The following is a 23810-nucleotide window of genomic DNA, read 5'->3' as shown; positions in this document are numbered from 1 at the left end:
CGGGGCGCGACGATCCGCGAACCCGGGGCCCGGCCCGCCGGTCACTTCTTCTTCGCGCCCAGCTGGAGGATCTGCGGGACGTCGTCGCGGCGTACCGCGTCGTAGAAGGCGTGCGCCCGGTCGGCGTCGGCGAAGACCACGCTCTGCCCACCGGCCGTCCCGGTGCCCTTCGTCGGGCTGGTCAGGAACACCACGTTGCTGCCCCGCACGCCCCGCAGGTCACCGGCCATCGACAGCAGTGACATCTTCTCGTCCACCGAGACGGCGCTCGACGTGGCCTTGACGAAGTCGTCGAGCTTGCCCGGGTTGGTCATGATGCCACCCGAGGCCGCCTCGTCTAGGATCGCCTTGATCACCTGCTGCTGGTGGCGGATCCGGGCGAAGTCACCGTCGGCGAACTGCTTGCGCTGCCGGGCGTAGTCCAGCGCCGCCGCGCCGTCCAACCGCTGCGGGCCGGCCGGGAACGTCCGGAACGGCGGGTGGATCGAGGTGAACTTCTTCTCCGAGGTCACCTGGATGCCGCCGAGGGCGTCGACGATCTCCTTGAACCCGGCGAAGTCCACCATCATCACGTGGTCGACGCGTACGCCGGTGAACTTCTCGACGGTCTGCACCATGAGCGGCACACCGCCCCAGGCGAAGGCCGCGTTGATCTTCGCCTTCCGGCCGCCGTGCGCGCCGTCGGCCGACTTCGGCACCTCCACCCAGGTGTCCCGGGGAATCGAGGTCAGCTGCGCGCTCGAGTGGTCGGCCGGGATGTGGGCCAGGATGATCGTGTCGGTACGCGAGCCCGTGCGCTTCTCCGGGTCCCGCGAGTCACTGCCCAGGATCATGATGTTCATCGCGCCCTGCGCCCCGCCCTGCGGACGCTCCGCCTCCGGGACGCCGGCGAAGGCGTCGACCCGGTCGACGCCCTTCTCCACCGACTTCAGGTAGAAACCACCCGCGACGGCGCCCCCGCCGACCAGCAGCACCAGCGCGAGCAGGCTGAACAGGACGATCCGACGCCACCGACGACGCTTGGGCGGGGGAGCGGCCGCGGGCGGGTCCTCGGACGGCCCGTCACCCCAGCGGGCCGGCTCGGGCTCCGCATACTGCTGTGGATACATGGCCGGGATGCTACTGATCCTCGCGTTCCCCGACGTACCCCCGCCCGTCCGGGCATCACCACCCCCACGGGCATCCGTCGCCGCCGCTGGGCCGAGGGACCACCCACGCGCATCCACAGTGGTAGAAACAGCACCATGACCCACCCCGCGGCGCCCCACCTCGCCGCCGTCCACACGTACCCGGTCAAGGGCTGCCACCGGCTCGACCACGACGTGGCGCAGGTCGAACCGTGGGGCCTGGCCGGTGACCGGCGCTGGATGCTGGTCGACGCCGACGGCGTCGGCGTCACCCAGCGCGAGGCCACCGACCTGGTCCGGCTGCGCGCCCTGCCCCACCCCGACGGCCTGCTCCTCACCGCCGCCGGCCGACCCGACCTGCACGTTGCCGATCCGACCGCCGACCCGGTGCAGGTGCGGGTCTTCACCAGCCGCTGGCCCGTCGACGCGGTCCCGGCCGGCCCGGCCGCCGACCACTGGCTCGGCGAACTCGTCGGCCGGCCGGTCCGCCTCGTCCGACTGGCCCGGCCCGCCCGGCACCTGGACCCGGGCGAGCGCGCCCACGACCCCGGCGACCAGGTCAGCTTCGCCGACGAATACCCACTGCTGCTGGCCAGCTCCGCCTCCCTCGACGCGCTCAACGGTTGGCTCGTCGAGGCCGGTGCCGACCCGGTGCCGATGAGCCGCTTCCGCCCCAACCTGGTCGTCACCGGCACCCCCGCGTGGGCCGAGGACGACTGGGCCGGCCGCCGCTTCCGCATCGGCGCCACCACCTTCCGCGCCGCCGGGCCGTGCGACCGCTGCGTGGTCACCACCACCGACCAGGAGACCGGGGTACGCGGCCACGAACCGCTGCGCACCCTCGCCCGGCACCGCAACATCGGCCGCAAGCTCCTCTTCGGCCTGCACGCCGTCCCCGAGCAGACCGGCCGGGTCGCCGTCGGCGACCCGTTCACCCTCCTGCCCCCACCCGCCGACCAGGCCGATGATGGCCGATAGGCGACCTTCGACGAGGAGTCGACGATGCAGGTGATCCACCACTCCCGAGTGGCCTGGGACACGGCCCGGGCCCTCGTCGCCGCGGCCGGCGACGACGAGCTGCGCCCTCACCAACCGCCCCGACCTGGCCGACCCGCTGCGCGACCTCACCGCCATCGCCACCGGTCGGCTCCGCGGCAGGCGCGCCGGCCTGGCCGCCTGAGCGGCGCCGGTCGCCCGGCTTAACTTTCGCTGAGGTCGCTTGTCCGGCGCCGCCCCGGTCCGGCAGCATCGACGGACGTGACCGACCCCGGCAGCCCACCCACCCCGCCCCGCCGGCCCGGCCGACGACGCGCGCCCGGCGTCCCGTCCACGCGGACCCTCGCCGGAGCCGCCGCCGCCGCGCTCGCCGCCCTGCTCGGCATCACCCTCGCCCTGCGCGCCGGCGACGCGCCGGCCTGCGCCGCGCCCCCCGCCGGCGGGACCACCCACACCGGCAGGGCCACCTTCTACGACTCCCACGGCGGCGGCGGGAACTGCTCCTACCCGAGCGCCCCCGCCGACCGCCGCTACGTCGCGCTCGGCCCCACCGAGTACGCCGCCGGCGCCGCCTGCGGCGGCCAGCTCGACGTCACCGGCCCTAGGGGCACCGTCCGGGTCCTCGTCACCGACCAGTGCCCCGAATGCGAACCCGGCCACCTCGACCTCTCCGCCGAGGCGTTCGCCCGGATCGCCGACCCCGTCCAGGGCGTCGTACCGGTCAGCTACCGCGTCGTCGTCGACCCGCCCCTGCCCGGCCCGCTCACCTTCCGGATCAAGGAAGGCGCCTCCCGGTGGTGGTTCGCCGTGCTCGTCGGCGACCACGGCAACCCGCTGCGCTCCGTCGAGGTCCGCCAGGGTGGCTCGTGGCGCCCGACCGTCCGGCAGGACTACAACTACTGGCTGCTCGAATCCGGCGCCGGGCCCGGGCCGTACACCATCCGGGTGACCGACGTACGCGGCCACCGGGCCACCGCCACCGGCATCGGGATGGCGCCGGGCCGGGTGCAGCGCAGCGACACACGGATGTACGGGGGCGTCTCGGCACGACCCTCGGTCGTCCAGCGGTCGCCGTCGCCGTCGCGCTCCGTTCGGGCCAGCGCGACCGCCCCACCCCGGCGGAGCCCGTCGGTCAGCCCCTCCGCCGGCCCGGCGTCGTCCCACGCCGCACCCGCTCCTGCGCCGATCGGCGCGACGGTCGTGGCGGAGCCGCCGTTGGCCGCCGTACCGGTCGCCGGCTGCACGGGCTGAGACGCGTCTGACACGGCCGTCTGGTGCGGGAGAGGGGACTCGAACCCCCACGTCCTCTCGGACACGGGTTCCTAAGACCCGCGCGGCTGCCTGGTTACGCCACTCCCGCCGACCCGGTGATTCTAGAGCGTCCCGCCTCGGCTGTGGTGGGCCCTGCCTCGCGGAGAATCAGCGTTGCCGGTGAGGGCGAAGCGGAGGCGGTCTGCCGAACGTGGTGGCCCGGGCACGACAACCTCAGTCGAGGCCGAGGTCGCGGCGCAGCTTCGCCACGTGCCCGGTGGCCTTGACGTTGTAGAACGCGTGCTCGATCTTGCCGTCCGGGTCGATGACGAAGGTGGAGCGGATGACGCCGGTGACGGTCTTGCCGTACATCTGCTTCTCGCCGTACGCGCCGTAGGCGGTGAGCACGGTCTTGTCGGTGTCGGCGACCAGCGGGAAGGTGATGGCGTCGCGCTCGCGGAACTTCGCCAGCTTGGCGGGCTTGTCCGGGGAGATGCCGACCACCTCGTAACCGGCGGCCTGGAGCGAGGCGAGTGAGTCGCGGAAGTCGCAGGCCTGCTTGGTGCAGCCGGGGGTCATCGCGGCCGGGTAGGCGTACAGGATGACCCGGCGGCCGCGCAGGTCGGCCAGGGAGAGGGTGTCGCCGGTGTCGGTCGGGAGGCTGAACTCGGGCGCGGGGTCGCCGGGGCTGAGGCGGTCGGTCATGGCGCCGACGATACCGCCGGCGTCCGACGCCCCGGCGTCGCCGACCCGTCGCCACGCCGCCCCACGTCGCGACGCCCTGACCCTTCGGGCGAGGTGATCAACGACTCGGGTTGTTGCCAAGGATTGGCAACAACCGGCGGCGGGAAATAGGCTGACCCCTGCCGGGCGTGGACCTGCCATGCCGTGCGGGGAGGTCGAGTGGAAACCCTGGCGATGCACATCTCGAACGGGATCATCAACGGTCCCGTGGCGGCGGTCTTCGCCGCGTTCGCCCTCGCCGTGTTGGCGTTCTGCGTGCTGCGGGCCCGCGCCGACCTGGACGACCGTCTCGCGCCGATGGCCGGCCTGGTCGCGGCGTTCATCTTCGCCGTGCAGATGCTCAACTTCCCGATCCTCACCGCCGGGGTGAGCGGTCACCTGCTCGGCGGCGCGCTGGCCGCGCTGCTGGTCGGCCCGTGGGTGGGCGCGCTCTGCGTCGCGGTGGTGCTGGTGGTGCAGGCGCTGGTCTTCGGCGACGGTGGGGTCGCGATGCTGGGCCTGAACATCACCAACATGGCCGTGCTCGGCACCGCGGCGGCGTACCTGCTGATCGCGGTGCTGCTGCGGGTGCTGCCGCGTACCCGGGCCGGGCTGGGGGTCACCGCGTTCGTCTCCGCCCTGGTCAGTGTGGTGGTCGCGAGTCAGGGCTTCGTGGTCGAGTACGCCCTGGGTGGCACCACCGACCTGGGCGGCAACCTGACCGGGTTGGCCGGCACGATGGCCTTCGTGCACCTGCTGATCGGCATCGGCGAGGGCCTGATCACCGCGACCACCGTGCTCACCGTCGCGAAGGTCCGCCCCGATCTGGTGTACGCGCTGCGCGCCCTGAAGTCGGCCACGCCGCCGGCCCCCTCCGTTCCCGTCGCCGGAGGCGCCCGATGAGCAGGCGCCCCTGGGGTTTCGTGGCCGCCGGTCTGCTGGTCGCCCTGCTGCTGGCCGGGGTGGTCAGCAACTACGCCTCGTCGCACCCGGACGGGTTGGACTCCTCCCTGCTCAAGGGCTGCACGGTGAACTCCGACGGGGAGATCACCGGCGGCAGTTGCCCGGCGCAGCGGGCCGAGGACCACGAGTTGTCTGACAGTCCGCTCGCCGACTACGGCATCGCCGGCATCGACAACGGGTTCCTCTCCACCGGGCTGTCCGGCGTGGTGGGCGTGCTGCTCACCTTCGCGATCGGCGGCGGCGCCTTCTGGCTGCTGCGCCGCCGCACCCCGCAGCGCAGCGACACACCCGCGAACCAGGGCGGCTGAGCGGTGGGCGCCGGACACGCGCACGTCCTGCACCAGGAGCGGGACACGCCGGTGCACCGCCTCCCGCCGGAGGTGAAGGTCGTGGCGATGGTGGTCTTCACCCTGGCGGTGGTGGCCACCCCGCGTGAGGCGTTCTGGGCCTTCGGCGGGTACGCCCTGCTGGTCGCCGCCGTGGCGACGCTGGCCCGGGTCGGGGCGCGCTGGCTGCTGGTACGCACCACGATCGAGCTGCCGTTCGTGCTCTTCGCCTTCGTGCTGCCCTTCCTGGGCGCGGGGGAGCGGGTGGAGTGGGCCGGCCTGAGCCTGTCGGTCGACGGCCTGTACGGCGGCTGGAACATCCTGGCCAAGGGCACGCTGGGCGTACTCGCGTCGTTGCTGCTGGCGGCGACCACGACGAGCCGGGACCTGATCCTCGGCCTGGACCGGCTGCGCTGCCCGCAGGTGCTCACCCAGATCGCCTCGTTCATGCTGCGTTACCTGGAGGTGCTGGTCGGCGAGGCCCGGCGGATGCGGGTGGCCCGGCTGTCCCGCGGCGACGACCCGCGGTTCCTGTGGCAGCTGCGCGGCTTCGCGGCCGGGGTGGGTGCGCTGTTCCTGCGCGCGTTCGAGCGCGGCGAGCGGGTCTACCTGGCGATGCTGTCCCGGGGCTACGCGGGCCGGATGCCGGCGGTCTGGTCCGGCACGGGCACGGCGGACGCCGGGCAGTGGGCGGTCGCCGCGGTGGTGCCCGTGCTGGCGGTGGGCATCGCCGCCGCCGCGCTGGTGCTGACATGATCTCCGACGTGTCGACCATCCCACCGTCGCTGGACGTCCGCGGTCTCCAGCACACCTACCCGGACGGGCACGTGGCGCTGCGCGGCGTCGACCTGACGGTGCCCCGGGGTGACCGGGTGGCGCTGCTGGGTCCGAACGGCGCCGGCAAGACCACCCTGGTGCTGCACCTCAACGGCGTGCTCACCGCGACCGCGGGAACGGTTGCCGTGGGTGGGCTGTCGGTGAGCCGGGACCGGGCCACCCTGGCGGAGATCCGCCGCCGGGTGGGCATCGTATTCCAGGACCCGGACGACCAGCTCTTCCTGCCCACGGTCGCCGAGGACGTGGCGTTCGGCCCGGCGAACCTGGGGCTGCGCGGCGCGGAGCTGGCGCAGCGGGTGGACGAGGCGCTGGCGGCGGTGGGGATGTCCGAGCACCGGGAGCGGGCGCCGCACCACCTGTCGTTCGGGCAGCGGCGCCGGGTGGCGGTGGCCACGGTGCTGGCGATGCGGCCGGAGATCCTGGTGCTCGACGAGCCGTCGTCGAACCTCGACCCGGCGGCCCGCCGCGAGCTGGCCGAGATCCTGCGCGGCCTGCCGGTCACGCTGCTGATGGTCACCCACGACCTGCCGTACGCGGCGGAGCTGTGCGCGCGGTCGGTGATCCTGGACGACGGCCGGGTGGTCGCCGACGCGCCCACCGTGGACGTGCTCGCCGATCAGGAGCTGCTCGCCACGCACCGGCTGGAGCTGCCGTACGGGTTCAGCCCGCACGCCGTTCGACGTCCCTGACCGGCGCCCCGACGGGCCCGCCGGGCACCGCGCGGGCGGCGGCGTGCAGCCGAAGGATCCCGGCGCCCAGCGCGCCGGCGCCGGTGGCCAGCGCCAGCACGACCAGCACCCGGGCGGCGGTCGGTGGCCAGGGCATCGGCAGCACCGGGCGGGACAGCACGGCGACGTTGGCGAACCCGCCGAAGAGGGCGAGGCAGGCCCCGGCGAGGGCGAGCGCGAAGTCCGCCGCCGGTCGGCGGGCCACCGCGAAGACGCCCGCGGCGATCGAGCCGAGCCCGGTCACCAGCGACCAGACCTGGTCGGTGAACAGGGCGGCGAGCACCCCGCCGAGGCTCTGCGTGCCGGCGTCGAGCGCGCGACCGAGCACGAGCACCACGAGCCCGGCCCCGCCGAGCGCCAGCAGCGCCCCGACGGTGGACAGCCCGCGCGCGCCGGCCGGCCGGGCGGCGGGCAGCAGGCCGGCGGCGCCGACGGCCAGGAAGCCGAGCGTGGCGGCGACCCACCAGGGGTACGGGTCGGGCGGCGGCACCCAGGTCAGGTCACCGCGAACGGTGACCGGGGTGGTGCCGTCGAGCAGGGGGACGGTCCAGTCCCGGACCCGGTGTTCGCGGGTCGGGTCGGCGGTGGCCTGCGGGGGTGGGCTGTCGTCGAGCCAGCGGGCCCGCTGGTCGTGCCAGCGGACGGCGGTGCCGTCGTCGACCCGCCGCCAGACGGGGGTGGCGGCCGGGTCGGCGTCGGGGGAGAGCCCGGTGTCACCGGCGAGGGTCTGGTTCAGGTAGGTGGCCGGGGAGCGACGGTTCTCGTACACCCCGGCCGGGCCGACCCGCAGGTAGGGCTCGCCGGAGTAGCCGATCACCACGATGTCGCGGCCGGTGTGGTTGACCAGTTCCAGCCGGGCGCCAGCCTCCACGGCGTGGACGGTCAGCCCGGGCGGGGCGGGGGTGAGGCCGGTGACCTCGGTGCGGTAGTCGGTGCCGGCGGGGGCGTCGCCGCCGTGGGCGGCGGCCGGGGCGGCCAGGGCGAGAGTGGCGGTGAGCACGGCGGCGGCGACCAGCCCCGCCCGGCGCAGCGTCGGGAGGATCACTTGCCGGCCGCCTCCACCGCGGCGGTGATCCCCTGCGGGGAGCGGTCCGCGACGTCCTTGCCGTCGACCTTGATGGTGGGGGTGCCGGTGACGCCGGCCCGGCCCGCCTCGTCGGTGACCTTCTCGGTCCACGGCTTGTACGTGCCGTCCCTGACGCAGGAGCCGAAGTCGTCCCGGTTGAGCCCGACCCCGGCGCCGATGTCGATCAGCTCGTCGTTGCTCAGCCCGGCGCTGCCCTCGGCGGGTTGGCGGGCGAAGAGGGCGTCGGTGAACTCCTTGAACTTGCCGCCCTTGGCGGCGCAGCCGGAGGCGGCCGAGGAGCGGGTGGAGTACTCGGTGGTGGAGAAGCGGTTGAGGAAGGCCACCGGGTGGTAGACGACCCGGGCCTTGCCGTCGGTGACCAGCTTGTCGATGGTCGGGCCGCTGGTCTCCTGGAACTTCCGGCACACCGGGCAGAGGTAGTCCTCGTACAGGTCGATGGTGACCTTGCCGCTGCCGAGCACGATGCCGGTGCCGGCGTCGTTGGCGCCCGGCGGGGCGGTGAACGTGTCGGACTTCTGGCTGTTGAAGACGCTCCAGCCGATCAGGCCGGCGATCACCAGCACGGCGACCGCGGCGACGGTGGCCCAGAGCGCCCGCTTGCGCCGCCGTTCCCGGGCGATCTGCTCGCGGACCACGCGGGCGGCGTCCCTCTGCCCCTTGCGACTACTCATCCTCGTCCTCCGTGGGAGGTTCGCCCGCGATGAAGCCGTCCACCGAGACGGGGGTGCGGGGCCAGGCAAGCAGGATTCCGGCCAGTGCCAGGAATCCCAGGTCCCGGAGGATCTCCGGGAGGTAGCTCGGTGACCGGCCGGCGGCGAGCTGCCCGCCGCTGCCGAAGCAGCCGCAGTCGATGGCCAGGCCGCGCGCCCAGGCCGAGGCGATGCCCGCGACGAAGACCACCAGCAGCGCCGCGGAGACCCCGGCGGCCAGTCGGGTGGCCAACCCGAGGAGCAGGAGTACGCCCAGCGCCAGCTCGACGAAGGGCAGCGCCGCGCCGATCGCGGTGGCCAGGTCGTACGGCATCACCTGGTAGGCGTTGACGGCCCGGCCGGAGGCGGCGAGGTCACCCACCTTCGCGCCGCCGGCGATCAGCCAGACGGCGGCCAGGCCGAGCCGGGCGGCAGTGGCCACCCAGAGCCGGAGGGCGGGCCAGCGGAGGGAACGCGTGGCGGTCACGGTCATTGGTCGTCCGGTCACCGGGAGAAGTTCCCGTTCAGCCGTGCAGCGCGTCGTCGACGGCCGCGACGAGGTCGTTGCGGGCCCGGGCCACCCGGGAGCGGATGGTGCCCACCGGCACCTCCTCCACGGCGGCGGCCTCGGCGTACGACAGGCCGAGCAGTTGGGTGAGCACGAACGCGCCGCGCCGCTCGGCGGGGAGCCGACGGACCAGGTCGGCGGCGCCCAGTTGGCCGGCCGGGTCGGGGTGCGGCCGGTCGGTCCACGCGTCGGCGGCGAGCCGCTGGTCGAGCCGGCGCCGGCGGACGACGGTGCGCAGGTGGTCGGCGCAGGTGCGGCGGGCGATCCCGAGCAGCCAGGTACGCACGCTGGAGCGTCCCTGGAACGTCGGCAGCGCCCGGAACGCCCGCAGGTACGTCTCCTGGGTGAGGTCGTCGGCGCTGTCCCGGTCGACCAGGGCGGCGGTGAACCGCCACACCTCCGCCTGGGTGGCGCGGACGAAGGCGGCCTGCGCGACGGGGTCGCCGTCGCGGGCGGCCAGGGCCCAACGGGTCGCCGACTCCCGGTCGGCGTCGCCGGTCGGGGCGGGCCCGACGGCGGCGTCACGCGGGGCGGGGATCACGACAGTGAAGGTTACGCGCCGCTTCCGTCCGGAGCAGGGTCCTTCGGCTCTTCCATGGTCCGCGCCACGTCGGGAACTTTCCCCCGTCCCCGGTCGACTACCCGCTCATGACATGCGACGACGTACGCCTGGCGCTGTCGGCGCGGCTGGACGGGGAGGACCCTACGGTGCCGCCCGCGGCGCTGGACGCGCACACCGGCTCCTGCCCGGGCTGCCGGGACTGGCTGGCCCGCGCCGAGCGGGTGACCCGGCTCACCCGGTTGCAGGCGGTCGACGTGCCGGACCTCACGGCGCCGGTGCTGGCGGCGGTCGCCGCGGACCGGGCCGCGGGCCGGCGGGCCGCCGAGGCGGCGGCGCACGGCCGACGGCAGGTGCTGCGGGCGGCGGTGGCGGTGGCCGCCGTCGCCCAGCTCGCGGTCGCCCTGCCGATCCTGCTGACCGGGCCGGGCGGGTCGCTCGACCCGCACGTCAGCCGGGAGATGGCCTCGTTCGACGTGGCGCTCTCCGTCGGTTTCGTGCTGGCCGCGGTGCGGCCGGAGCGGGCCCGGGCGTTCGTGCCGGTGGCGCTGGTGCTGGCGGTCTGCCTGGCGGTGACCAGCGCCTGGGACATCGCCAACTCGACCACCGCGCTGGTGCACGAGGTGGGTCATCTGGCCGCCGTGGTGCAGGCCGGGCTGCTCTGGGCGCTCGGCCGGGTCGACGCCGCGCCGCGCCGCCCGTTGGCGGCGGTGGTCACCCCGGGGCGCGGATGAGGTCGGCCCGGGTCGCCGGCACGGGGGGTTGTCGGCGAGCATGGCCGTCATGACTTCCGCCGCCCGCCGCGCCCGCGCGTGGCTCATCCGGTTCGGCGCCGCCGTCGGCCTGCTGGTCGCCGTCGTCGCCCTGCTGCTGGCTCCGGCCACCCCCGCCAGCGCCCACGCGGTGCTGGTCAGCACCAGCCCGGTCGGCTCCGCGGTGGTGCCGCAGGCGCCGGCCGAGGTGGTGCTGACCTTCAGCGAGTCGGTGCGCAAGGTCAGCGGCAAGATCCGGGTGATCGCCCCGGACGGGTCCCGCGCCGACCGGGGTGAGCCCCGGTTCTCCGGCGCGGTGGTGACCGTCCCGGTCGACTCGTCCGGCCCGCGCGGCACCTACCTGGTCACCTACCGGGTGATCTCGGCGGACAGCCACCCGGTCTCCGGCGCCTTCACCTACTCGGTGGGCGCGCCGTCGACGCCGCCGACGGACACCGGCAACGACGTGCGGGCCGACCCGGTGGTGGGCGTCGCGGTGAAGGTCGCCAAGTATCTCGGCTACACCGGTCTGCTCCTGCTGGTGGGGCCGGCGCTGGTGCTCGCCGCGCTCTGGCCGCGCCGGCTGTCCCGGCGCGGGCCGGCCCGGCTGGCCTGGGCCGGGTTGGGGCTGCTGGCCTTCGCCACCCTGGCCGACCTGTGGTTGCAGGTGCCGTACACCGCCGGTGGGGGGATCCTCGACGTCAGCGGGTCGGGGCTGGGGGAGGTGCTGGGCAGCACGTTCGGCGCCGCGCACCTGGTCCGGCTGGGTCTGCTCGCGGCGGCGGCGTTCCTGCTCCGGCCGCTCTTCGCCGCCCCCGCCGGCCGGACCGACCTGATCATCCTGGCCGTGCTGGGCGGGGCGGCGCTGTTCACCTGGCCGCTGGCCGGGCACGCGGCGGCCTCGCCGGCCCCCGCGGTCTCCGTGGTCGTCGACGCGGTCCACCTGGGCGGCATGGCGGTCTGGCTGGGCGGGCTGGTGATGCTCGCCGGGTTCCTGCTGCGCCGGGCCGACGAGCGGGAACTGGACGCCATCCTGCCGATCTGGTCGCGCTGGGCGGCGCTGGCCGTGTCGGCGCTGCTGCTCGCCGGCACGGTGCAGGCGCTGATCGAGGTGGCCACCCCGAAGGCGCTTGTCGACACCACGTACGGGCGGCTGGTGCTGGCCAAGATCGTGCTGCTGGCGGTGGTGATCGCGGTGGCCGCGTACTCCCGGCAGCTGGTGCGGCGGCGGACCGCGGCGGGGCGGCCGACCCCGATGCGCCGCGCGGTGCTCGCCGAGCTGGCGGTCACCGCGGTGGTGCTCGGGGTGTCGGCGACCCTGGTGCAGACCACCCCGGCACGCACCGCCGAAACCCAGGTGGCCGGTACGCCGTCCGGCTACTACTCGGCCACGTTGACCAGTTCGCTCTACTCGTTGCAGGTGGAGCTGGACCCGGCCGAGCGGGGCCCGAACACGCTGCACCTGTACGCCTACACCAGGGACAACAAGCCGCAGCGGGTGGCGGAGTGGAAGGTCACCGCCGCGCTGCCGGCGGCCGGGATCGAACCGATCGACGTGCCGCTGCTGCCTTTGACCGACAACCACGTCACCGGTGAGGTGAGCCTGCCCGCGGCCGGGCAGTGGGAGTTCCGCTTCACCCTCCGCACCACCGACATCGACCGGGCCACGGTGACCGCCACCGTGCCGATCCGTTAGGAAGGCTCTCGCACATGATCCGTTTCCGGCGTACCGCCGCCGCGTTCACCCTCGCCGCCGTGGGCGCGGCCGTGTTCGGCCTGGCCGGTCCGGCCTCGGCGCACGTCACGGTCGACCCGAAGCAGGCGACCCAGGGCGGGTACGCCCGGGTGGCGTTCCGGGTGCCGAACGAGAGTGACACCGCCGCCACCACCAAGGTCGAGGTGGTGCTGCCGGAGAACGCGCCGGTGGGTTCGGTGTCCACGCTGCCGGTGCCGGGCTGGACGGTGGCGGTGGAGAAGGCGAAGGTGGACCCGCCGATCGAGGTGCACGGCAGCCAGCTAACCGAGCGGGTGTCGAAGCTGACCTGGACGGCCGCGGCGGACGCGACGATCAAGCCGGGCACCTTCGGAGAGTTCCCGGTCTCGATGGGGCCGCTGCCGCAGGTCGACACGATGGTCTTCAAGACCCTCCAGACCTACTCCGACGGCAACGTGGTCCGCTGGATCGACGAGCCGACGCCGGGTGGTGCGGAGCCGGAGAGCCCCGCGCCGGTGCTCACCCTGACCGCCGCCGCGGCGCCCTCCGGGTCCGCTGCTCCGGCCGCCGCGCCCGCCGACTCGGACGACGCGGACGACGACTCGTCCGGCCTGGCCATCGGTCTCGGCGTGGCTGGCCTGGTCGCCGGGCTGGCCGGGCTGGTCCTCGGTGGCCTGGCGTTCCGGCGTACCCGCGGGGCGGCCCCCACCGCCTGACCGATCCCGGGCCGGCCGGGCACTGTCCTGCGCCGGCCGGGCTGGGCGCGAACATCTCCACGAGCGCGATACCTCAGAGTCATTTTGATACCTCTGAGGTATCGCGCTCGTTCTCTTGTTGCTCCGTCAACCCGTCAGCCCGCCAGGTGCGGGAACCCGGGTTGCCGTGGATATCCGCTGATCGCCCGGTTTGCCTCGGTAAGGTCGGCCGGGTAGTCGGCGACGGAGGGGGACTGAACGGATGCGTTTCGTGCGCGCGCTGGCCGGACTGCTGCTGTTGATCATCGGGATTCCGGCGCTCCTCGCCGGCGGGACGCTCGCCGTCGTGGCCCGGCACGCCGACCCCGGCGGCAGCTTCGGCGCCCGTTTCGAGCAGGTCCACACCGACGGTCAGGCCGTCGTCGTCCCCGACCTGGACGCGCTGCTGCACACCGAGGCGCCGTTCGCCCGCACCGACCGGTCCCGGGTCCGGCTGACCGCGGGCACCGCCGACGGCCCGGCCTTCCTCGGCCTCGCCCCCACCGAGGAGGTGCGGCGCTGGCTCGGGCCCGTCCCGCACGCGACGATCACCCGGGTGACGCCGGCCCGCGGCCCGCTCCCGGTCCGCCTGGCACCGGCCGGCCCGCCGATGGGCGCCCCGTCCGCCGCCGGCGCCGGCACGCCGGTCAGCAGCACCATCTGGGTACGCGAGGGGATCGGCGCCCTGGAGTGGAGCCCCGCCGACCTGGCCGGCCCGCCGCTGAGCCTGGTGGTGATGCGCCCCGACGGGCGGGCCGACCTGACCCTCGACCTGCGGGCGGAACTGCGCGCCGGCTGGTTCGGTCCCGTCACGTACGGGCTGCTGGGCGTCGGGATCCTGCTGGTGGCGATCGCCGCGCTGGTGTTGCTGCGCCCGATCCGCCCCCGCGAGGTGATCTTCGTGGTGGAGCCGGACCAGGTGCCGGTGCTCGCCGGCCGGCTCGGGGTCAGCTCGCTCAGCGGCCTGGCCTCCGTGCCCGGGTGGGAGCCTCCGCCGGTGCGCGAACGGGAACTGGTCGGCGTGGGCGCGGGCGGCGCCCGCTCGACGCTCGGGGCGGTCGCGCCGGGCCGTCCGGCCAGCCTGGCGGACCTGCCGCCCGCCGGTACGGCCGAGGGCGCCGCGCCGCCCGCCACCCGGCTCGCCCCGCCCGACGTGGCGCTCGACCTGACCTGGCCACCGGCCGGGGCGGAGGAGCCCCGGCGGCCGGCGTCGGTGCCCGCGACGCTGCGCCCGGCGGCTCCCGACGGCGGGGCGCCGACCGAAGACCGGTCCTGACCCGCGGCTACCCGCCGGGCGGGAGGTCGCGCGCCCGGTCCCGGATCGGCAGGGTGGCCAGCAGCAGCAGCCCGAGCAGCACGTAGGCGTTGCGGAGCAGGAACTCCACCGGGTCGTCGGTGCGGCGCGGGGCGACTCCCCAGTCGGCGAACGTCACCACCCCGACCACGATCACGGCGGTGGTCAGGGCGGCCAGCCCGTACGACCGGCCGCGGCGACGCGTTCCGGCCGGGCCCGGGTCGGCGGAGAGGCCGGCGTCGACCAGGACCACCACCGCCGGGATGAACCAGTAGATGTGGTGGGTCCAGGTGATCGGGCTGATCAGGGCGCCCACCAGCCCGGTCAGGGTCAGCCCGGTGAGCGGGTCCCCGGCGCGCGCGGCGCGGGCCGCCCGCCACAGCCCGTAGCCGGCGATCGCCGCGACGAGCAGCAGCCAGAGTGGCCGGGGCGGCAGCTGCGGGGTGGTGAAGCGGCTGAGCAGCCCGTACAACGACTGGTTGCCGGTGTAGTCGGTGCGTCCGACCCGGTCGGTGGCCCACAGCTCGTGGGTCCAGAACCGCCAGGAGTCGGCGGGTGCGACCGCCGCGGCGATTCCGGTGGCGACGGCGGCGGTCGCCCCGGCCACCACGGCCGCCCGCCAGCGCCGGGCGGCCAGCAGGTAGACCAGGAAGATCCCCGGGAAGAGCTTGAGCGCGGTGGCCAGGCCGACGCCCACCCCGGCCCACCGCCGCCCCTCGGGTACGGCGAAGAGCAGGTCGGCCAGGATCAGCACCACCAGCAGCATGTTGATCTGACCGAAGGTGATCGTCTCGCGGGTGCTCTCCACGGCGAGCACCAGCAGCACCGCCACGGTCGTGGTGAACACCCGGGGCAGGCCGTGCCGGGCGATCAGCGGCCGGACCAGCCACCACGTGGTCACCAGCACGCCGAGCAGGGTGAGCGCCGTGAAGATCGTGACGGTCGCGCCCAGGGGCAGCGCCGCGAACGGGCGCAGCAGCAGCGCCGCGAACGGCGGATAGGTGAAGTACAGCGCGCCCTGCACCCGGTCCGGCTGGACGTAGTCGTAGAGCGGGTGCCCGGCCGACCACCAGTCCATCGCCCGCATGTAGATCTTCAGGTCGAAGAAGTCGTGCGCCCGCCCCGGCAGGTAGAGCATCGGCAGCAACGCCGCCACCGCCAGCACCGTGACCACCCGGCGGGCCGTACGCCCCCGCTGCTCGTCGGCGACCACGGTGGGTGGGTCGGCTGGTTGCGCTGGCACTCCGAAACCCTAGCGGTCGGCCGGGCCGATGGTGCCCAGGCGCGGGCGGGCGGGCTGCGCGTAGTCTGTTGCGGTGGCTGACCTCCTTGTCTGGATCGACTGTGAGATGACCGGATTGGACCTCGGCCGGGACGCCCTGATCGAGGTGGCGGCCCTGGTCACCGATCCGGATCTGAACGTGCTCGGGGACGGTGTCGACGTGGTGATCCACGCCGACGAGGCGGCCCTGGCGGGCATGCCGGAGATCGTCTCGACGATGCACGCCAAATCGGGTCTGACCGAGGAGGCGCGGCGCTCCACGGTCACCCTGGCCGAGGCGGAGGACATGGTCCTGGACTATGTCACCGCGCACGTCAAGGACCCGCGTACGGCCCCGCTCTGCGGCAACTCGATCGCCACCGACCGGGGCTTTATCACCCGGGACATGCCGCGCCTCGACGCGCACCTGCACTACCGCATGATCGACGTGTCGTCGATCAAGGAGCTCACCCGCCGCTGGTACCCGCGGGTGTACTTCGGCCAGCCGCAGAAGGGGCTGGCGCACCGCGCCCTGGCCGACATCCGGGAGAGCATCCGCGAGCTGGAGTACTACCGGCGGACGGTCTTCGTGCCGCTGCCCGGGCCGGACGTGGAGACCGCCAAGGCCATCGCCGCCGGGCTCTAGACCGCGCGAAGGTGAACCCGCTGGACGGGTCGGGCGGGGGTGTGGCTATTATTAGTCCGCGCCGCCGGGCCTGCCCGAGCGGAGAGCATGGTGGCTGTAGCTCAGTTGGCAGAGCACCGGGTTGTGGTCCCGGTTGTCGTGGGTTCAATTCCCATCAGTCACCCCAATGACGAAGGCCCCCTCCGGTCGGAGGGGGCCTTCGTCATTCTGGCCGGTGGAGCCCGCCCCGCCCACCGGACCCGGTCTCCCGGGCCCGGCGGCGCGGTCGGCTCAGTTCGCCGGGGTGTACGGCAGGGCGCTGCCCTTGACGTACTCGTCCCAGCTGATGTTCCAGTCGGTCCAGCCGTTGCCGAGTTGCAGCTTCCGCTCGGTGCCCCTGACGGTGATCGGGTCACCCATCCGGGTGTTGGCGAACAGCCACGCCCCGTCGGCCATCGACACGTTCACGCAGCCGTGCGAGACGTTGACGCTGCCCTGCTGCCCCTCCGACCAGGGCGCGGCGTGGATGAACTCGCCACCCCAGGTCAGCCGCTGGGCGAAGTCGATGTCCGTGCGGTAGCCCTCCTCCGGGCCGAGCTCCGCACGGGTGTCGAAGACCGTCTTGCGCAGCTTCTCGATGACCACCATCGTGCCGCTGGAGGACGGGGTGGTCTTCTTGCCGAGGCTCACCAGGATCGTCTTGACGACCTTGCCGTCCCGGGTGACCGTCATCTTCTTGGTGGCGTTGTCCACCGTCATCACGAACGACGGACCGATCTTGATGTCGACGCCGAAGTCGGAGCGGCCGTACCAGCCGTCGCCCATCGGCACGCCCTTGGCCCGCACCTGGTACGACACCTTGCTGCCGGCCTTCCAGAAGGTCTTCGGCCGGTACCGGATCTCGGTGGGGCTGGCCCAGTGCCAGACCCCCTCCTGGGCGGGGACCGAGGTGACAGTCATCCGGCGCTCGACGTCGTCCCGGTAGTCCGCCGGGATGGCCCGGCCGAACCGGACGATCAGCGGCATGCCCACCCCGACGACCTGGTTGTCGCCGAGGAAGCTGCTCACCCGGACCAGGTTCGGCTGCTTCATGACGGTGAACTTGCTGGTCGCCGTGAACGGCTTGTCGTCGTCGCCGGTGGCGGTGACCGTCGCCGTGTACGTCTCGCCCCACTTCAGGGCGTCCGTCGGGGTGAACTTCCGGCCGTCCTTGGCCAGCTTGCCCTCGACCTGCTCGCCGGCGGAGTCCTTGAGCGCGAACTCGGTCTCCTGAGCCTGCTCGGCGGTGAACGCCACGGTGGTCAGGGCGGGCACGTCGGCGGCGTTGGCGGCCGGGGCGGTGATGGTGGCGGACGCCTTGGGCGGTTGCTCGCTCGGGCTCTGCCACGTCGACGGCTTGTCGCCGTCCTTGCTTCCGCCGCCGCCGCCGCTGTCGGTGCAGGCGGAGGTGAACGCCAGCGCGACGGCGAGCAGTCCCGCCGCCCACCCGCGGCGTCGTCCGGCGCGCCGGCGGTCGCGCCGGCTCAGCTGGTCCTGGTCAGCTCGCATGATTCCCTCACAGTTGTGTCCCCGTCCCATCGTCTCTCACCGACGTGCGGGGGCGGGTGACGGTTGCCGGGGGTGAGCCGGAACACCCCGACCATGATGTACCACCAGCGCCCGTCGGGGGCATCGGGATACCGACATATGTATCACTTTGCGTATCGATGACCAAGCGTGGGGTAATTTTCGGGCGGTCAGCGCAGGGCCGGACCGGCCCCACCGGTCGGCACCGGCAGAGCGCTGCCCTTCACGAACTCCGCCCAGCTCAGGTTCCACGCCGTCCAACCGTTGCCGTGCGCCAGGCGGCGCTCGGTGCCGCGTACGGTGACCGGGTCGCCGACCTTGGTGTTCGCGAACAGCCAGCGGCCGTGCGCCATGGAGACGTTCACGCAGCCGTGCGAGACGTTGCGTCGGCCCTGCTGCCCCTCCGACCAGGGCGCCGCGTGGATGTACTCCCCGCCCCAGGTGAGGCGCTGCGCGAAGTCGATCTCGGTGACGTACTGGTTCTCCGGGTCCGGCTCGTCGCGGGTGTCGAAGGTGGTGTGCTCCTTCTTCTCCATCACCACCATGGTGCCACTGGAGGAGGGGGTGCTCTTCTTGCCCAGGCTCACCGGCAGGGTTCGGATCACCTTGCCGTCCTCGTACACGGTCATCTTCTTGGTGGCGTTGTCCACCTTCATCTCGAAGGCCCGGCCGATCTTCACCGTCGCCGTGCGGTCGACGTTGCCGTGGCGGCCGTTGCTCAGCGGCACGCCGGCCAGCGCGATCCGCACGTCGATGGTGGTGCCGGGGCGCCAGTACTCCGGGGCCCGGTAGTACGCCTGGGTGCCGTTGGAGAACCAGTGCCAGGCGCCGGGCTGCGGCGGGTCGGTGCGGACGAACATCCGCCGCTGCACCGCCGCACGGTCCTTGGCCGGGATGCCCGGGTGGAACTCGGCGACCACCGGCATGGCCACCCCGTACGTCCGGCCGTCGGCGAGGTAGAGCCCGGAGCCGATCAGCGAGCCCGGCTTGGCCATGGTGGTGAAGGTGCTGGTGCCCCTGCGGGCCGCGCCGTCCGGGCCGGTTCCGGTGACCGTGGCGGTGTAGCGGGTGGCGTACCTCAGCGGCTCGGACGGCACCCACGACGAGCCGTCGACGCGCCACCGGCCTGGCACCTTGTCGCCGTTCGCGGCGACCAGGGTGACCTCGCCGAGCTCGCCGCCGCTCGGGGCCTTGGCGCTGATCTCCGTGCTGATCGGGCGCCGGGTCGCGCCGTTCGCGGGCGTGAGCCGCAGGGCCGGCGCCGCGGACGCCGTCGGCGCCGGAGCTCCGGACGCCACCGGACCGCCCGACGGTCCCGGAGCGCCGGATGTCGGCGCGGCGGTCGTGTCGGCGACCGCACCCGGCCCACCGACGAAATCGGCCTGCTTGCGATCCCCACCGCATCCGGTCAGCGTCAGTGACGCCGCCAGGACCAGGACGCCCACCATCGCCCCGGCCCGCGTGAACCTGCCCATCCCCACCCCTGTCCTCGCGCGCTTGGCGGACATCGTGCCGTACCGGGACGTCGGCTTCCGCCCCGTGGCCCGCCGGAGGGAGGCTTTGCGGGGATTCGCCGGATAATCCGAGCCGAAGGGGGGAGCGGGGAACCGGTTGGAAGCAGGCTCCGCGCCCGTGCTAATGTTCTCTCCGTTGCCAACGAGCGCCGCTAGCTCAACTGGCAGAGCAGCGGACTCTTAATCCGCGGGTTCGGGGTTCGAGTCCCTGGCGGCGCACCAACGATCAAGACCCTGACCTGGCGGTTTCCACCCGGTCAGGGTCTCTCGCATTTCATGACGAGGGTCCGGTCCCGAGCGGTACACCGGCTGGCCGGGTGTGGGGCCCTCGGCGGTTACAGGGGCCGAGCACCACGTCGGGTCCGGCGTCCATCGCTCAGGCGCGGTCAGCCGGCCTGGCGGACGGTGACCGTGGCCGAGCCGGTGTCGTCCGCCCACGGGTCGAGCACGAGGGTGTACGTGCCGCCCCTGGGCAGTGGATCCGTCTCGAACCGGCCGACCCCGCCGATGACGCAGCCGCTGCCCACCGTGTCGCCGTCCGGGCCGTTCACCAGCAGGATCCCGCACCGGTCGGGCAGGTCGGCGGCGGTCACCTCGACGGTGAGACGACGACCGGCGTTCGCCGCGAAGCGCAGCCGGCTCACCGCGCCCGGCCGGCCGGCGGTCACCGTGGCGACCCGCCCGTCGGCGACGGTGTCGGCCTGCTCGTCGTGGGCGTCGCGCAGCCGCACGTCCGCCGAACCGGTGTCGGTGGAGGTCCCGTCGACCTCCAGGACGTACCGGCCGGTGGCCGGCAGGACGAATCCGTCGACGTATCCCTGGCCGCCGATCACGCAGCCGGTGGCCACCTCCTGACCGGCCGGGTCGCGCAGGCGCAGCAGGCCGCACCGGTCGGGCAGGGTGGCGCCGGTGACCTGGAGGAAGACCTTCTGGCCGGCGCGTCCGTCGAACGCCAGGCGACTCACCGCACCCGGCTGGGCAAGCGTCGCCCGCACCGCCGGCCCGTCGACGGTGAGCGCCCTGTCCTCGTCGGTGACGGTGACGACCCGTACCGTCGCCCGGCCGAGGTCGGTGCCCCACGGGTCGAGCGCCACCTGATGGTCGCCGGTCTCGGTCAGCGTGGTGGTGTCGATGAAGCCGACCCCGGAGATGACGCAGCCGGTCGCCAGTTGCCGGCCCTGCGGGTCGAGCAGCAGCAGGATGCCGCACCGGTCCGGTGTGGTGGCCGCCGGCGCCTCGACGAAGATCTTCTGACCGGCTCGGCCGGGCACCTTCAGGGCGGCGGTGGCACCGGGCCGGCTCACCTCCAGGGTGACGTCGCCGGCACCGGGAGCGGCGCGCTGGGCACGGGCGGCGTCGGTGGCGAACACCACCTGCCCGGTGAGGCCGACGTCGATGACACAGTCGGCGAGGCTCTGCGGGTCGGTGACGCCGGCCCGCCGGCAGATGAGTTCGGCGGTGGCCCGGTTGGGCAGGTCACCGACGGTGAGCGGCTTCGCCGGGAAACGCCGGTCGGTGAACGTGCCGGTGTCCTGACCCGGCTCGTAGTCGAACAGCGACCGCGGGGCCGCCACCCGCCAACTGTCGGCGAAGCCGGGGTACAGCGCCGTGAAGGCGGGCGGCTGCGCGACCTTCCCTCCGTCGTGGACGGTCAGGTCGTCGCCGGGGTCACCGTCGTGGTCGCCGAGCAGGCCCTCCAGCTTCCCGGCTCGGGCGGTCGGCGCGCCGATGCTCACGCTCAGCCCCCACACCCCCAGCGGGTGCGCGGTCAGTTGGGTGCCGTCCGGCCAGTCCACCGTCACCGTGCGGTCGTACCAGGTGGTGACGGTGCCGCCGCGCGGCAGCTTCGTCCCGGTCGGCGCGGCGGGTGAGGGCGCGCCGTTGACCCGGACCACCGGGCCGTCGGGTGTCGCGTAGACGCCGACCCGGTCGCCGGCCACCCGCGCCGCGACGGCGGAGTTGACGGAGGCCACCGTACTGCTCGGGAACATCGTCTGGCGGGTCTGGACCTCGAAGTCGTCGGTGGTCGAGCGGCTGAGCACGAACTCCCCGGCGGCCTGGAAGTCGTACCGGAGGCCGTCGTAGGTGACCAGGTGCGGGTCGCCGTTGCTGTTCGCGCAGCGGTAACCCTTACCGATCACGGAGATCGAACAACCGCCACTGGGCTTCCGGGGGGCGGGCGGGTCGCAGTCCTTGCCGTTGTCCGGCAACTTCAAACCGCTGTACGTCGTGCGCAGCGGCACGCCGACGGCCTTGCGGTAGGCGTTCTCCGCCAGCACCGCGTGCACCTCGGCGGGATCGACGGGACTGGCCTGCTTGAAGCCCTGAGTGCAGAAATCACCCCGGTCGGTGCCGTTGGCGTAGTCCAGGGCGTGGTTCATCTCGTGGATGAGGGTCGCGCACTGGTCCTCGGTGAAGCCGGGACCCTCGCCCGGCAATGATCGCCCGTCGTTCTCCGGCACCCAGTTGATCTGCACGTCACTGCCCGGGACGTAGGTGGTGGTGTCGCTCTCCGAACCGAAGATGGGCCTGCGGACCTTGATCTCCTTGCCGGAGGCCTCCAGCGCGTCGAGCACCGCGCCGTTGCCGGAGCTGCGGATCTGCCCGACGCAGCCCGCGTACTCCGTCTGCACGTCGGAATTGACGGTGACCACGGCGGACGCCGCCTGGGGGGCCAGCAGCACCAGCACCGCCGCCAGGACCACGCCCAACCGGATCGCGCGCACGCCGCTCACCCGCCCCTCACCTCGAATTCGACCGTGCCCTGCTCGGTCGTCGCGGCGCAGGCGTCCGCCGGCACCCTCCGCAGCGGCGCCCGCAGATAGCCCACCACCAGCTGGTACGCCCCCGGCTGGTCGACCGGCCACCAGGTGACGGTGGCCCCGCCGCGCCCGTCCGGGGCGGCGGTGGTCAACGCCGCGCCGACGGGGCTCTCCGGGTCGCTGCCGAGGGTCACCTCCACCGACCCGCGCGGTGGCACCGTGACCAGGTTCTCGACGAGGTACGCGGTGAAGTCCCGGTAGGCGGCCGCGGTACCGGTGGCGGGGGCGACCGGCGTGCCGTCGCGGGTGAGCGACATGACCGTCACCGCACCGGCCGCCACCCGGCTCAGCCGGCACTCGGTGTCGCGGTTGTTGACCAGCCTGAGCCGCAGGTCGACCCGCTCACCAGGCCGGTAGACGGGCTGCGAGGCGCGGACGGTGAGGCCGACCGTCGCGGCAGCGCCGGTGGGGGTCGGCGCGGGCCGCGACCGGCGGCACCCGACCGTCGTGGTCAGCAGCAGCAGGACGAGGCCACCGGCGAGCGCCGTCCGGCCCACCAGCCCTGCCCGGGGTACGCCCATGGGCCGTGCCTCCTCCGGCCGACGTCCGTCGTCGGCGCTCCCGGCCAGCCTGCGCCGCGGATGCCGGGATCGCTGTCATGATCCGGCCCGGCGGATGTCCGCTTGCCGACCGCGGGGGCGACCGACCGGCGATCGTGGCGGGCGGGCCACGATCGTCAGCTGGCCTCGACGAGGGGGCGCACGCCCGCTCGCCACCTCGGCCCGTTCCTGCGATCATGGGCCGATGCGGGGAGCGGCATGAGCATCACGTCGGTGATCAACTACAAGGGTGGCGTCGGCAAGACCACCATCACCGCCAACCTGGGTGCCGAGCTCGCCGCCCGTGGCCGCCGGGTCCTGCTGGTCGACCTCGATCCCCAGGCCAGCCTCACCTTCTCGTTCTACTCGGCGGAGGACTGGGAGCGGGACCTCGCGTACGAGAAGACCATCCTGCAGTGGTACGGCTCGGTGCTGGCCGACGAGCCCACCGACCCGCTGCACCCGTACGTGCTGACCCCGGAACCGGCCAACGCGCTGCTGCCCGACGGCGGCCGGCTCGACCTGATCGCCTCGCACCTGCAACTCGTCGACGTCGACCTGGACCTCGCCGCGGCGCTCGGCGGGTCGCGGTTCCAGCACGGCAGCCCGCACTTCCTGCGGCTGCACCGGGCGCTCGCCGACGCGCTCGCCGCCGACGAGTTCGCCGGGTACGACGACGTCCTGATCGACTGCGCGCCGAACTTCACCATGGTCACCCGCACCGGCATCGTGGCCAGCGACCACATCCTGACCCCGGCGAAACCGGACTACCTGTCCACCCTCGGCATCGACTACCTGCGCAGCAAGGTCTCCGAACTGGTCCGCGACTTCAACCGGGTCGCCGCACCCGGGCCGACCATCGACCCGCAGTACCTGGGCGTGGTGTTCACTATGATCCAGTACGCCGGGAGCGGCCCGATCACCGCTTCCCGCAACTACATGGCGCACACCGACAATCTCGAGGTCCCGGTGTTCCGGCAGACCATCCGGGAGAACAAGACTCTCTTCGGCACCGCCGGTGAACGGCGGCTGCCCGCCGTGCTGGTGCCGAACGCCAACGAGAAGGTGCAGTACGAGCTGCAACAGCTGGCCAGCGAGTTCCTGGCCCGCACCCGCCCCTAGAAGGAGAGCCACC

The 23810-nt window shown here is 73.6% G+C and carries 23 protein-coding genes and 3 tRNA genes; 14 read left to right on the top strand and 12 right to left on the bottom strand.

The genetic code is table 11. The annotated features are described in order from the left end of the window. Positions 1-41: 41 nt before the first annotated feature. Positions 42-1109, bottom strand: coding sequence for an LCP family protein (locus GA0070564_RS01565; protein WP_091601416.1), 1068 nt, complete (start codon positions 1107-1109; stop codon positions 42-44). A 135-nt stretch (positions 1110-1244) separates the two neighbouring features. Here GA0070564_RS01565 and GA0070564_RS01560 point away from each other — a divergent pair, with 135 nt between their 5' ends. Next, complete coding sequence (locus GA0070564_RS01560; protein ID WP_091601414.1) at positions 1245-2105, top strand: MOSC domain-containing protein; 861 nt, start codon at positions 1245-1247, stop codon at positions 2103-2105. 279 nt (positions 2106-2384) lie between these two features. Further along, positions 2385-3374, top strand: coding sequence for an expansin EXLX1 family cellulose-binding protein (locus tag GA0070564_RS01555; RefSeq protein ID WP_091601412.1), 990 nt, complete (start codon positions 2385-2387; stop codon positions 3372-3374). Positions 3375-3395: 21 nt separating this feature from the next. Here the strand turns inward: GA0070564_RS01555 and GA0070564_RS01550 are convergent. Both GA0070564_RS01550 and bcp read right to left on the bottom strand, forming a co-directional pair. Further along, positions 3396-3483: transfer RNA gene (locus GA0070564_RS01550), tRNA-Leu, on the bottom strand. Between the two features lie 125 nt (positions 3484-3608). Continuing rightward, positions 3609-4079 (bottom strand): thioredoxin-dependent thiol peroxidase, encoded by a 471-nt coding sequence (gene bcp, locus GA0070564_RS01545; RefSeq protein ID WP_091601410.1) that lies wholly within the window; start codon positions 4077-4079, stop codon positions 3609-3611. A 198-nt stretch (positions 4080-4277) separates the two neighbouring features. On the opposite strand from bcp, the gene GA0070564_RS01540 reads away from it, so the two are divergent. Genes GA0070564_RS01540 through GA0070564_RS01525 form a run of 4 tightly spaced genes read left to right on the top strand, consistent with a single transcriptional unit; the run spans position 4278 to position 6912 of the window. Beyond that, a complete protein-coding gene (locus GA0070564_RS01540; protein WP_091601408.1) occupies positions 4278-5000 on the top strand; it encodes an energy-coupling factor ABC transporter permease in 723 nt (240 codons plus the stop codon). Further along, the gene (locus GA0070564_RS01535; protein WP_091601406.1) at positions 4997-5368 is read left to right on the top strand and encodes a PDGLE domain-containing protein; all 372 of its coding nucleotides are present in this window, start codon (positions 4997-4999) and stop codon (positions 5366-5368) included. The genes GA0070564_RS01540 and GA0070564_RS01535 overlap by 4 nt, the downstream gene beginning before the upstream one ends. Before the next feature lie 3 nt (positions 5369-5371). Further along, positions 5372-6142, top strand: a complete 771-nt coding sequence (cbiQ, locus tag GA0070564_RS01530; RefSeq protein WP_091601404.1) for a cobalt ECF transporter T component CbiQ — start codon at positions 5372-5374, stop codon at positions 6140-6142. Next, complete coding sequence (locus tag GA0070564_RS01525; RefSeq protein ID WP_091601402.1) at positions 6139-6912, top strand: energy-coupling factor ABC transporter ATP-binding protein; 774 nt, start codon at positions 6139-6141, stop codon at positions 6910-6912. Before cbiQ ends, GA0070564_RS01525 begins: the two co-directional genes overlap by 4 nt. Here GA0070564_RS01525 and GA0070564_RS01520 read toward each other — a convergent pair. The 4 genes from GA0070564_RS01520 to GA0070564_RS01505 are packed head-to-tail and all read right to left on the bottom strand — an operon-like array spanning position 6884 to position 9836. Next, positions 6884-7996: a hypothetical protein gene (locus tag GA0070564_RS01520; protein ID WP_342672520.1), complete on the bottom strand. Its 1113-nt coding sequence runs from the start codon at positions 7994-7996 to the stop codon at positions 6884-6886. The two genes, GA0070564_RS01525 and GA0070564_RS01520, sit on opposite strands and share 29 nt — an antisense overlap. Then, a complete protein-coding gene (locus tag GA0070564_RS01515) occupies positions 7993-8709 on the bottom strand; it encodes a DsbA family protein (RefSeq protein ID WP_091601400.1) in 717 nt (238 codons plus the stop codon). The genes GA0070564_RS01520 and GA0070564_RS01515 overlap by 4 nt, the downstream gene beginning before the upstream one ends. Further along, the gene (locus GA0070564_RS01510; protein ID WP_091601398.1) at positions 8702-9220 is read right to left on the bottom strand and encodes a MauE/DoxX family redox-associated membrane protein; all 519 of its coding nucleotides are present in this window, start codon (positions 9218-9220) and stop codon (positions 8702-8704) included. The genes GA0070564_RS01515 and GA0070564_RS01510 overlap by 8 nt, the downstream gene beginning before the upstream one ends. Positions 9221-9251: 31 nt before the next feature. Further along, positions 9252-9836: a sigma-70 family RNA polymerase sigma factor gene (locus tag GA0070564_RS01505; RefSeq protein ID WP_091601396.1), complete on the bottom strand. Its 585-nt coding sequence runs from the start codon at positions 9834-9836 to the stop codon at positions 9252-9254. A gap of 107 nt (positions 9837-9943) precedes the next feature. On the opposite strand from GA0070564_RS01505, the gene GA0070564_RS01500 reads away from it, so the two are divergent. From GA0070564_RS01500 to GA0070564_RS30415, 4 genes are all read left to right on the top strand, one after another. Then, positions 9944-10588 carry a zf-HC2 domain-containing protein gene (locus tag GA0070564_RS01500; RefSeq protein ID WP_091601394.1) on the top strand — a complete coding sequence of 215 codons (645 nt, stop codon included), beginning with the start codon at positions 9944-9946 and terminating at the stop codon, positions 10586-10588. 49 nt (positions 10589-10637) lie between these two features. Then, positions 10638-12302, top strand: a complete 1665-nt coding sequence (locus tag GA0070564_RS01495) for a copper resistance CopC/CopD family protein (RefSeq protein ID WP_091604348.1) — start codon at positions 10638-10640, stop codon at positions 12300-12302. A 14-nt stretch (positions 12303-12316) separates the two neighbouring features. Further along, complete coding sequence (locus GA0070564_RS01490) at positions 12317-13036, top strand: YcnI family copper-binding membrane protein (RefSeq protein WP_091601392.1); 720 nt, start codon at positions 12317-12319, stop codon at positions 13034-13036. 241 nt (positions 13037-13277) lie between these two features. Beyond that, complete coding sequence (locus GA0070564_RS30415; RefSeq protein ID WP_425412396.1) at positions 13278-14330, top strand: hypothetical protein; 1053 nt, start codon at positions 13278-13280, stop codon at positions 14328-14330. A gap of 7 nt (positions 14331-14337) precedes the next feature. On the opposite strand, the gene GA0070564_RS01480 is transcribed toward GA0070564_RS30415, so the two are convergent. Further along, positions 14338-15591, bottom strand: a complete 1254-nt coding sequence (locus tag GA0070564_RS01480) for a glycosyltransferase 87 family protein (protein WP_091601391.1) — start codon at positions 15589-15591, stop codon at positions 14338-14340. Positions 15592-15664: 73 nt separating this feature from the next. On the opposite strand from GA0070564_RS01480, the gene orn reads away from it, so the two are divergent. After that, positions 15665-16255, top strand: coding sequence for an oligoribonuclease (gene orn, locus GA0070564_RS01475; RefSeq protein ID WP_091601389.1), 591 nt, complete (start codon positions 15665-15667; stop codon positions 16253-16255). Between the two features lie 90 nt (positions 16256-16345). Beyond that, positions 16346-16421 (top strand) — tRNA-His (locus tag GA0070564_RS01470). Positions 16422-16525: 104 nt separating this feature from the next. Here the strand turns inward: GA0070564_RS01470 and GA0070564_RS01465 are convergent. Continuing rightward, entirely contained in the window at positions 16526-17782 is a 1257-nt protein-coding gene (locus tag GA0070564_RS01465; RefSeq protein WP_091601386.1) for a L,D-transpeptidase, read from the bottom strand. A gap of 188 nt (positions 17783-17970) precedes the next feature. Then, the gene (locus tag GA0070564_RS01460; RefSeq protein ID WP_091601384.1) at positions 17971-19275 is read right to left on the bottom strand and encodes a L,D-transpeptidase; all 1305 of its coding nucleotides are present in this window, start codon (positions 19273-19275) and stop codon (positions 17971-17973) included. A 185-nt stretch (positions 19276-19460) separates the two neighbouring features. On the opposite strand from GA0070564_RS01460, the gene GA0070564_RS01455 reads away from it, so the two are divergent. After that, positions 19461-19536, top strand: a tRNA-Lys gene (locus GA0070564_RS01455). 164 nt (positions 19537-19700) lie between these two features. On the opposite strand, the gene GA0070564_RS01450 is transcribed toward GA0070564_RS01455, so the two are convergent. After that, the gene (locus GA0070564_RS01450; RefSeq protein ID WP_091601382.1) at positions 19701-22049 is read right to left on the bottom strand and encodes a VWD domain-containing protein; all 2349 of its coding nucleotides are present in this window, start codon (positions 22047-22049) and stop codon (positions 19701-19703) included. Then, positions 22046-22657 carry a hypothetical protein gene (locus GA0070564_RS29125; protein WP_176730523.1) on the bottom strand — a complete coding sequence of 204 codons (612 nt, stop codon included), beginning with the start codon at positions 22655-22657 and terminating at the stop codon, positions 22046-22048. Before GA0070564_RS29125 ends, GA0070564_RS01450 begins: the two co-directional genes overlap by 4 nt. 237 nt (positions 22658-22894) lie before the next feature. On the opposite strand from GA0070564_RS29125, the gene GA0070564_RS01440 reads away from it, so the two are divergent. Then, positions 22895-23797: a ParA family protein gene (locus GA0070564_RS01440; RefSeq protein ID WP_091601378.1), complete on the top strand. Its 903-nt coding sequence runs from the start codon at positions 22895-22897 to the stop codon at positions 23795-23797. Positions 23798-23810 lie beyond the last annotated feature (13 nt).

This window comes from Micromonospora mirobrigensis, assembly GCF_900091555.1.
In the GTDB taxonomy this organism is placed as follows: domain Bacteria; phylum Actinomycetota; class Actinomycetes; order Mycobacteriales; family Micromonosporaceae; genus Micromonospora; species Micromonospora mirobrigensis.
This window is presented reverse-complemented; position numbering and strand designations above follow the sequence as displayed.

Excerpts from the sequence above, each read along its gene's own strand:
- GA0070564_RS01565 (WP_091601416.1), bottom strand. The coding sequence starts at position 1,109 with ATGTATCCACAGCAGTATGCGGAGCCCGAGCCGGCCCGCTGGGGTGAC.
- GA0070564_RS01560 (WP_091601414.1), top strand. The coding sequence starts at position 1,245 with ATGACCCACCCCGCGGCGCCCCACCTCGCCGCCGTCCACACGTACCCG.
- bcp (WP_091601410.1), bottom strand. The coding sequence starts at position 4,079 with ATGACCGACCGCCTCAGCCCCGGCGACCCCGCGCCCGAGTTCAGCCTC.
- GA0070564_RS01535 (WP_091601406.1), top strand. The coding sequence starts at position 4,997 with ATGAGCAGGCGCCCCTGGGGTTTCGTGGCCGCCGGTCTGCTGGTCGCC.
- GA0070564_RS01525 (WP_091601402.1), top strand. The coding sequence starts at position 6,139 with ATGATCTCCGACGTGTCGACCATCCCACCGTCGCTGGACGTCCGCGGT.
- GA0070564_RS01515 (WP_091601400.1), bottom strand. The coding sequence starts at position 8,709 with ATGAGTAGTCGCAAGGGGCAGAGGGACGCCGCCCGCGTGGTCCGCGAG.
- GA0070564_RS01510 (WP_091601398.1), bottom strand. The coding sequence starts at position 9,220 with ATGACCGTGACCGCCACGCGTTCCCTCCGCTGGCCCGCCCTCCGGCTC.
- GA0070564_RS01500 (WP_091601394.1), top strand. The coding sequence starts at position 9,944 with ATGACATGCGACGACGTACGCCTGGCGCTGTCGGCGCGGCTGGACGGG.
- GA0070564_RS01495 (WP_091604348.1), top strand. The coding sequence starts at position 10,638 with ATGACTTCCGCCGCCCGCCGCGCCCGCGCGTGGCTCATCCGGTTCGGC.
- GA0070564_RS01490 (WP_091601392.1), top strand. The coding sequence starts at position 12,317 with ATGATCCGTTTCCGGCGTACCGCCGCCGCGTTCACCCTCGCCGCCGTG.
- GA0070564_RS30415 (WP_425412396.1), top strand. The coding sequence starts at position 13,278 with ATGCGTTTCGTGCGCGCGCTGGCCGGACTGCTGCTGTTGATCATCGGG.
- GA0070564_RS01465 (WP_091601386.1), bottom strand. The coding sequence starts at position 17,782 with ATGCGAGCTGACCAGGACCAGCTGAGCCGGCGCGACCGCCGGCGCGCC.
- GA0070564_RS01460 (WP_091601384.1), bottom strand. The coding sequence starts at position 19,275 with ATGGGCAGGTTCACGCGGGCCGGGGCGATGGTGGGCGTCCTGGTCCTG.
- GA0070564_RS29125 (WP_176730523.1), bottom strand. The coding sequence starts at position 22,657 with ATGGGCGTACCCCGGGCAGGGCTGGTGGGCCGGACGGCGCTCGCCGGT.
- GA0070564_RS01440 (WP_091601378.1), top strand. The coding sequence starts at position 22,895 with ATGAGCATCACGTCGGTGATCAACTACAAGGGTGGCGTCGGCAAGACC.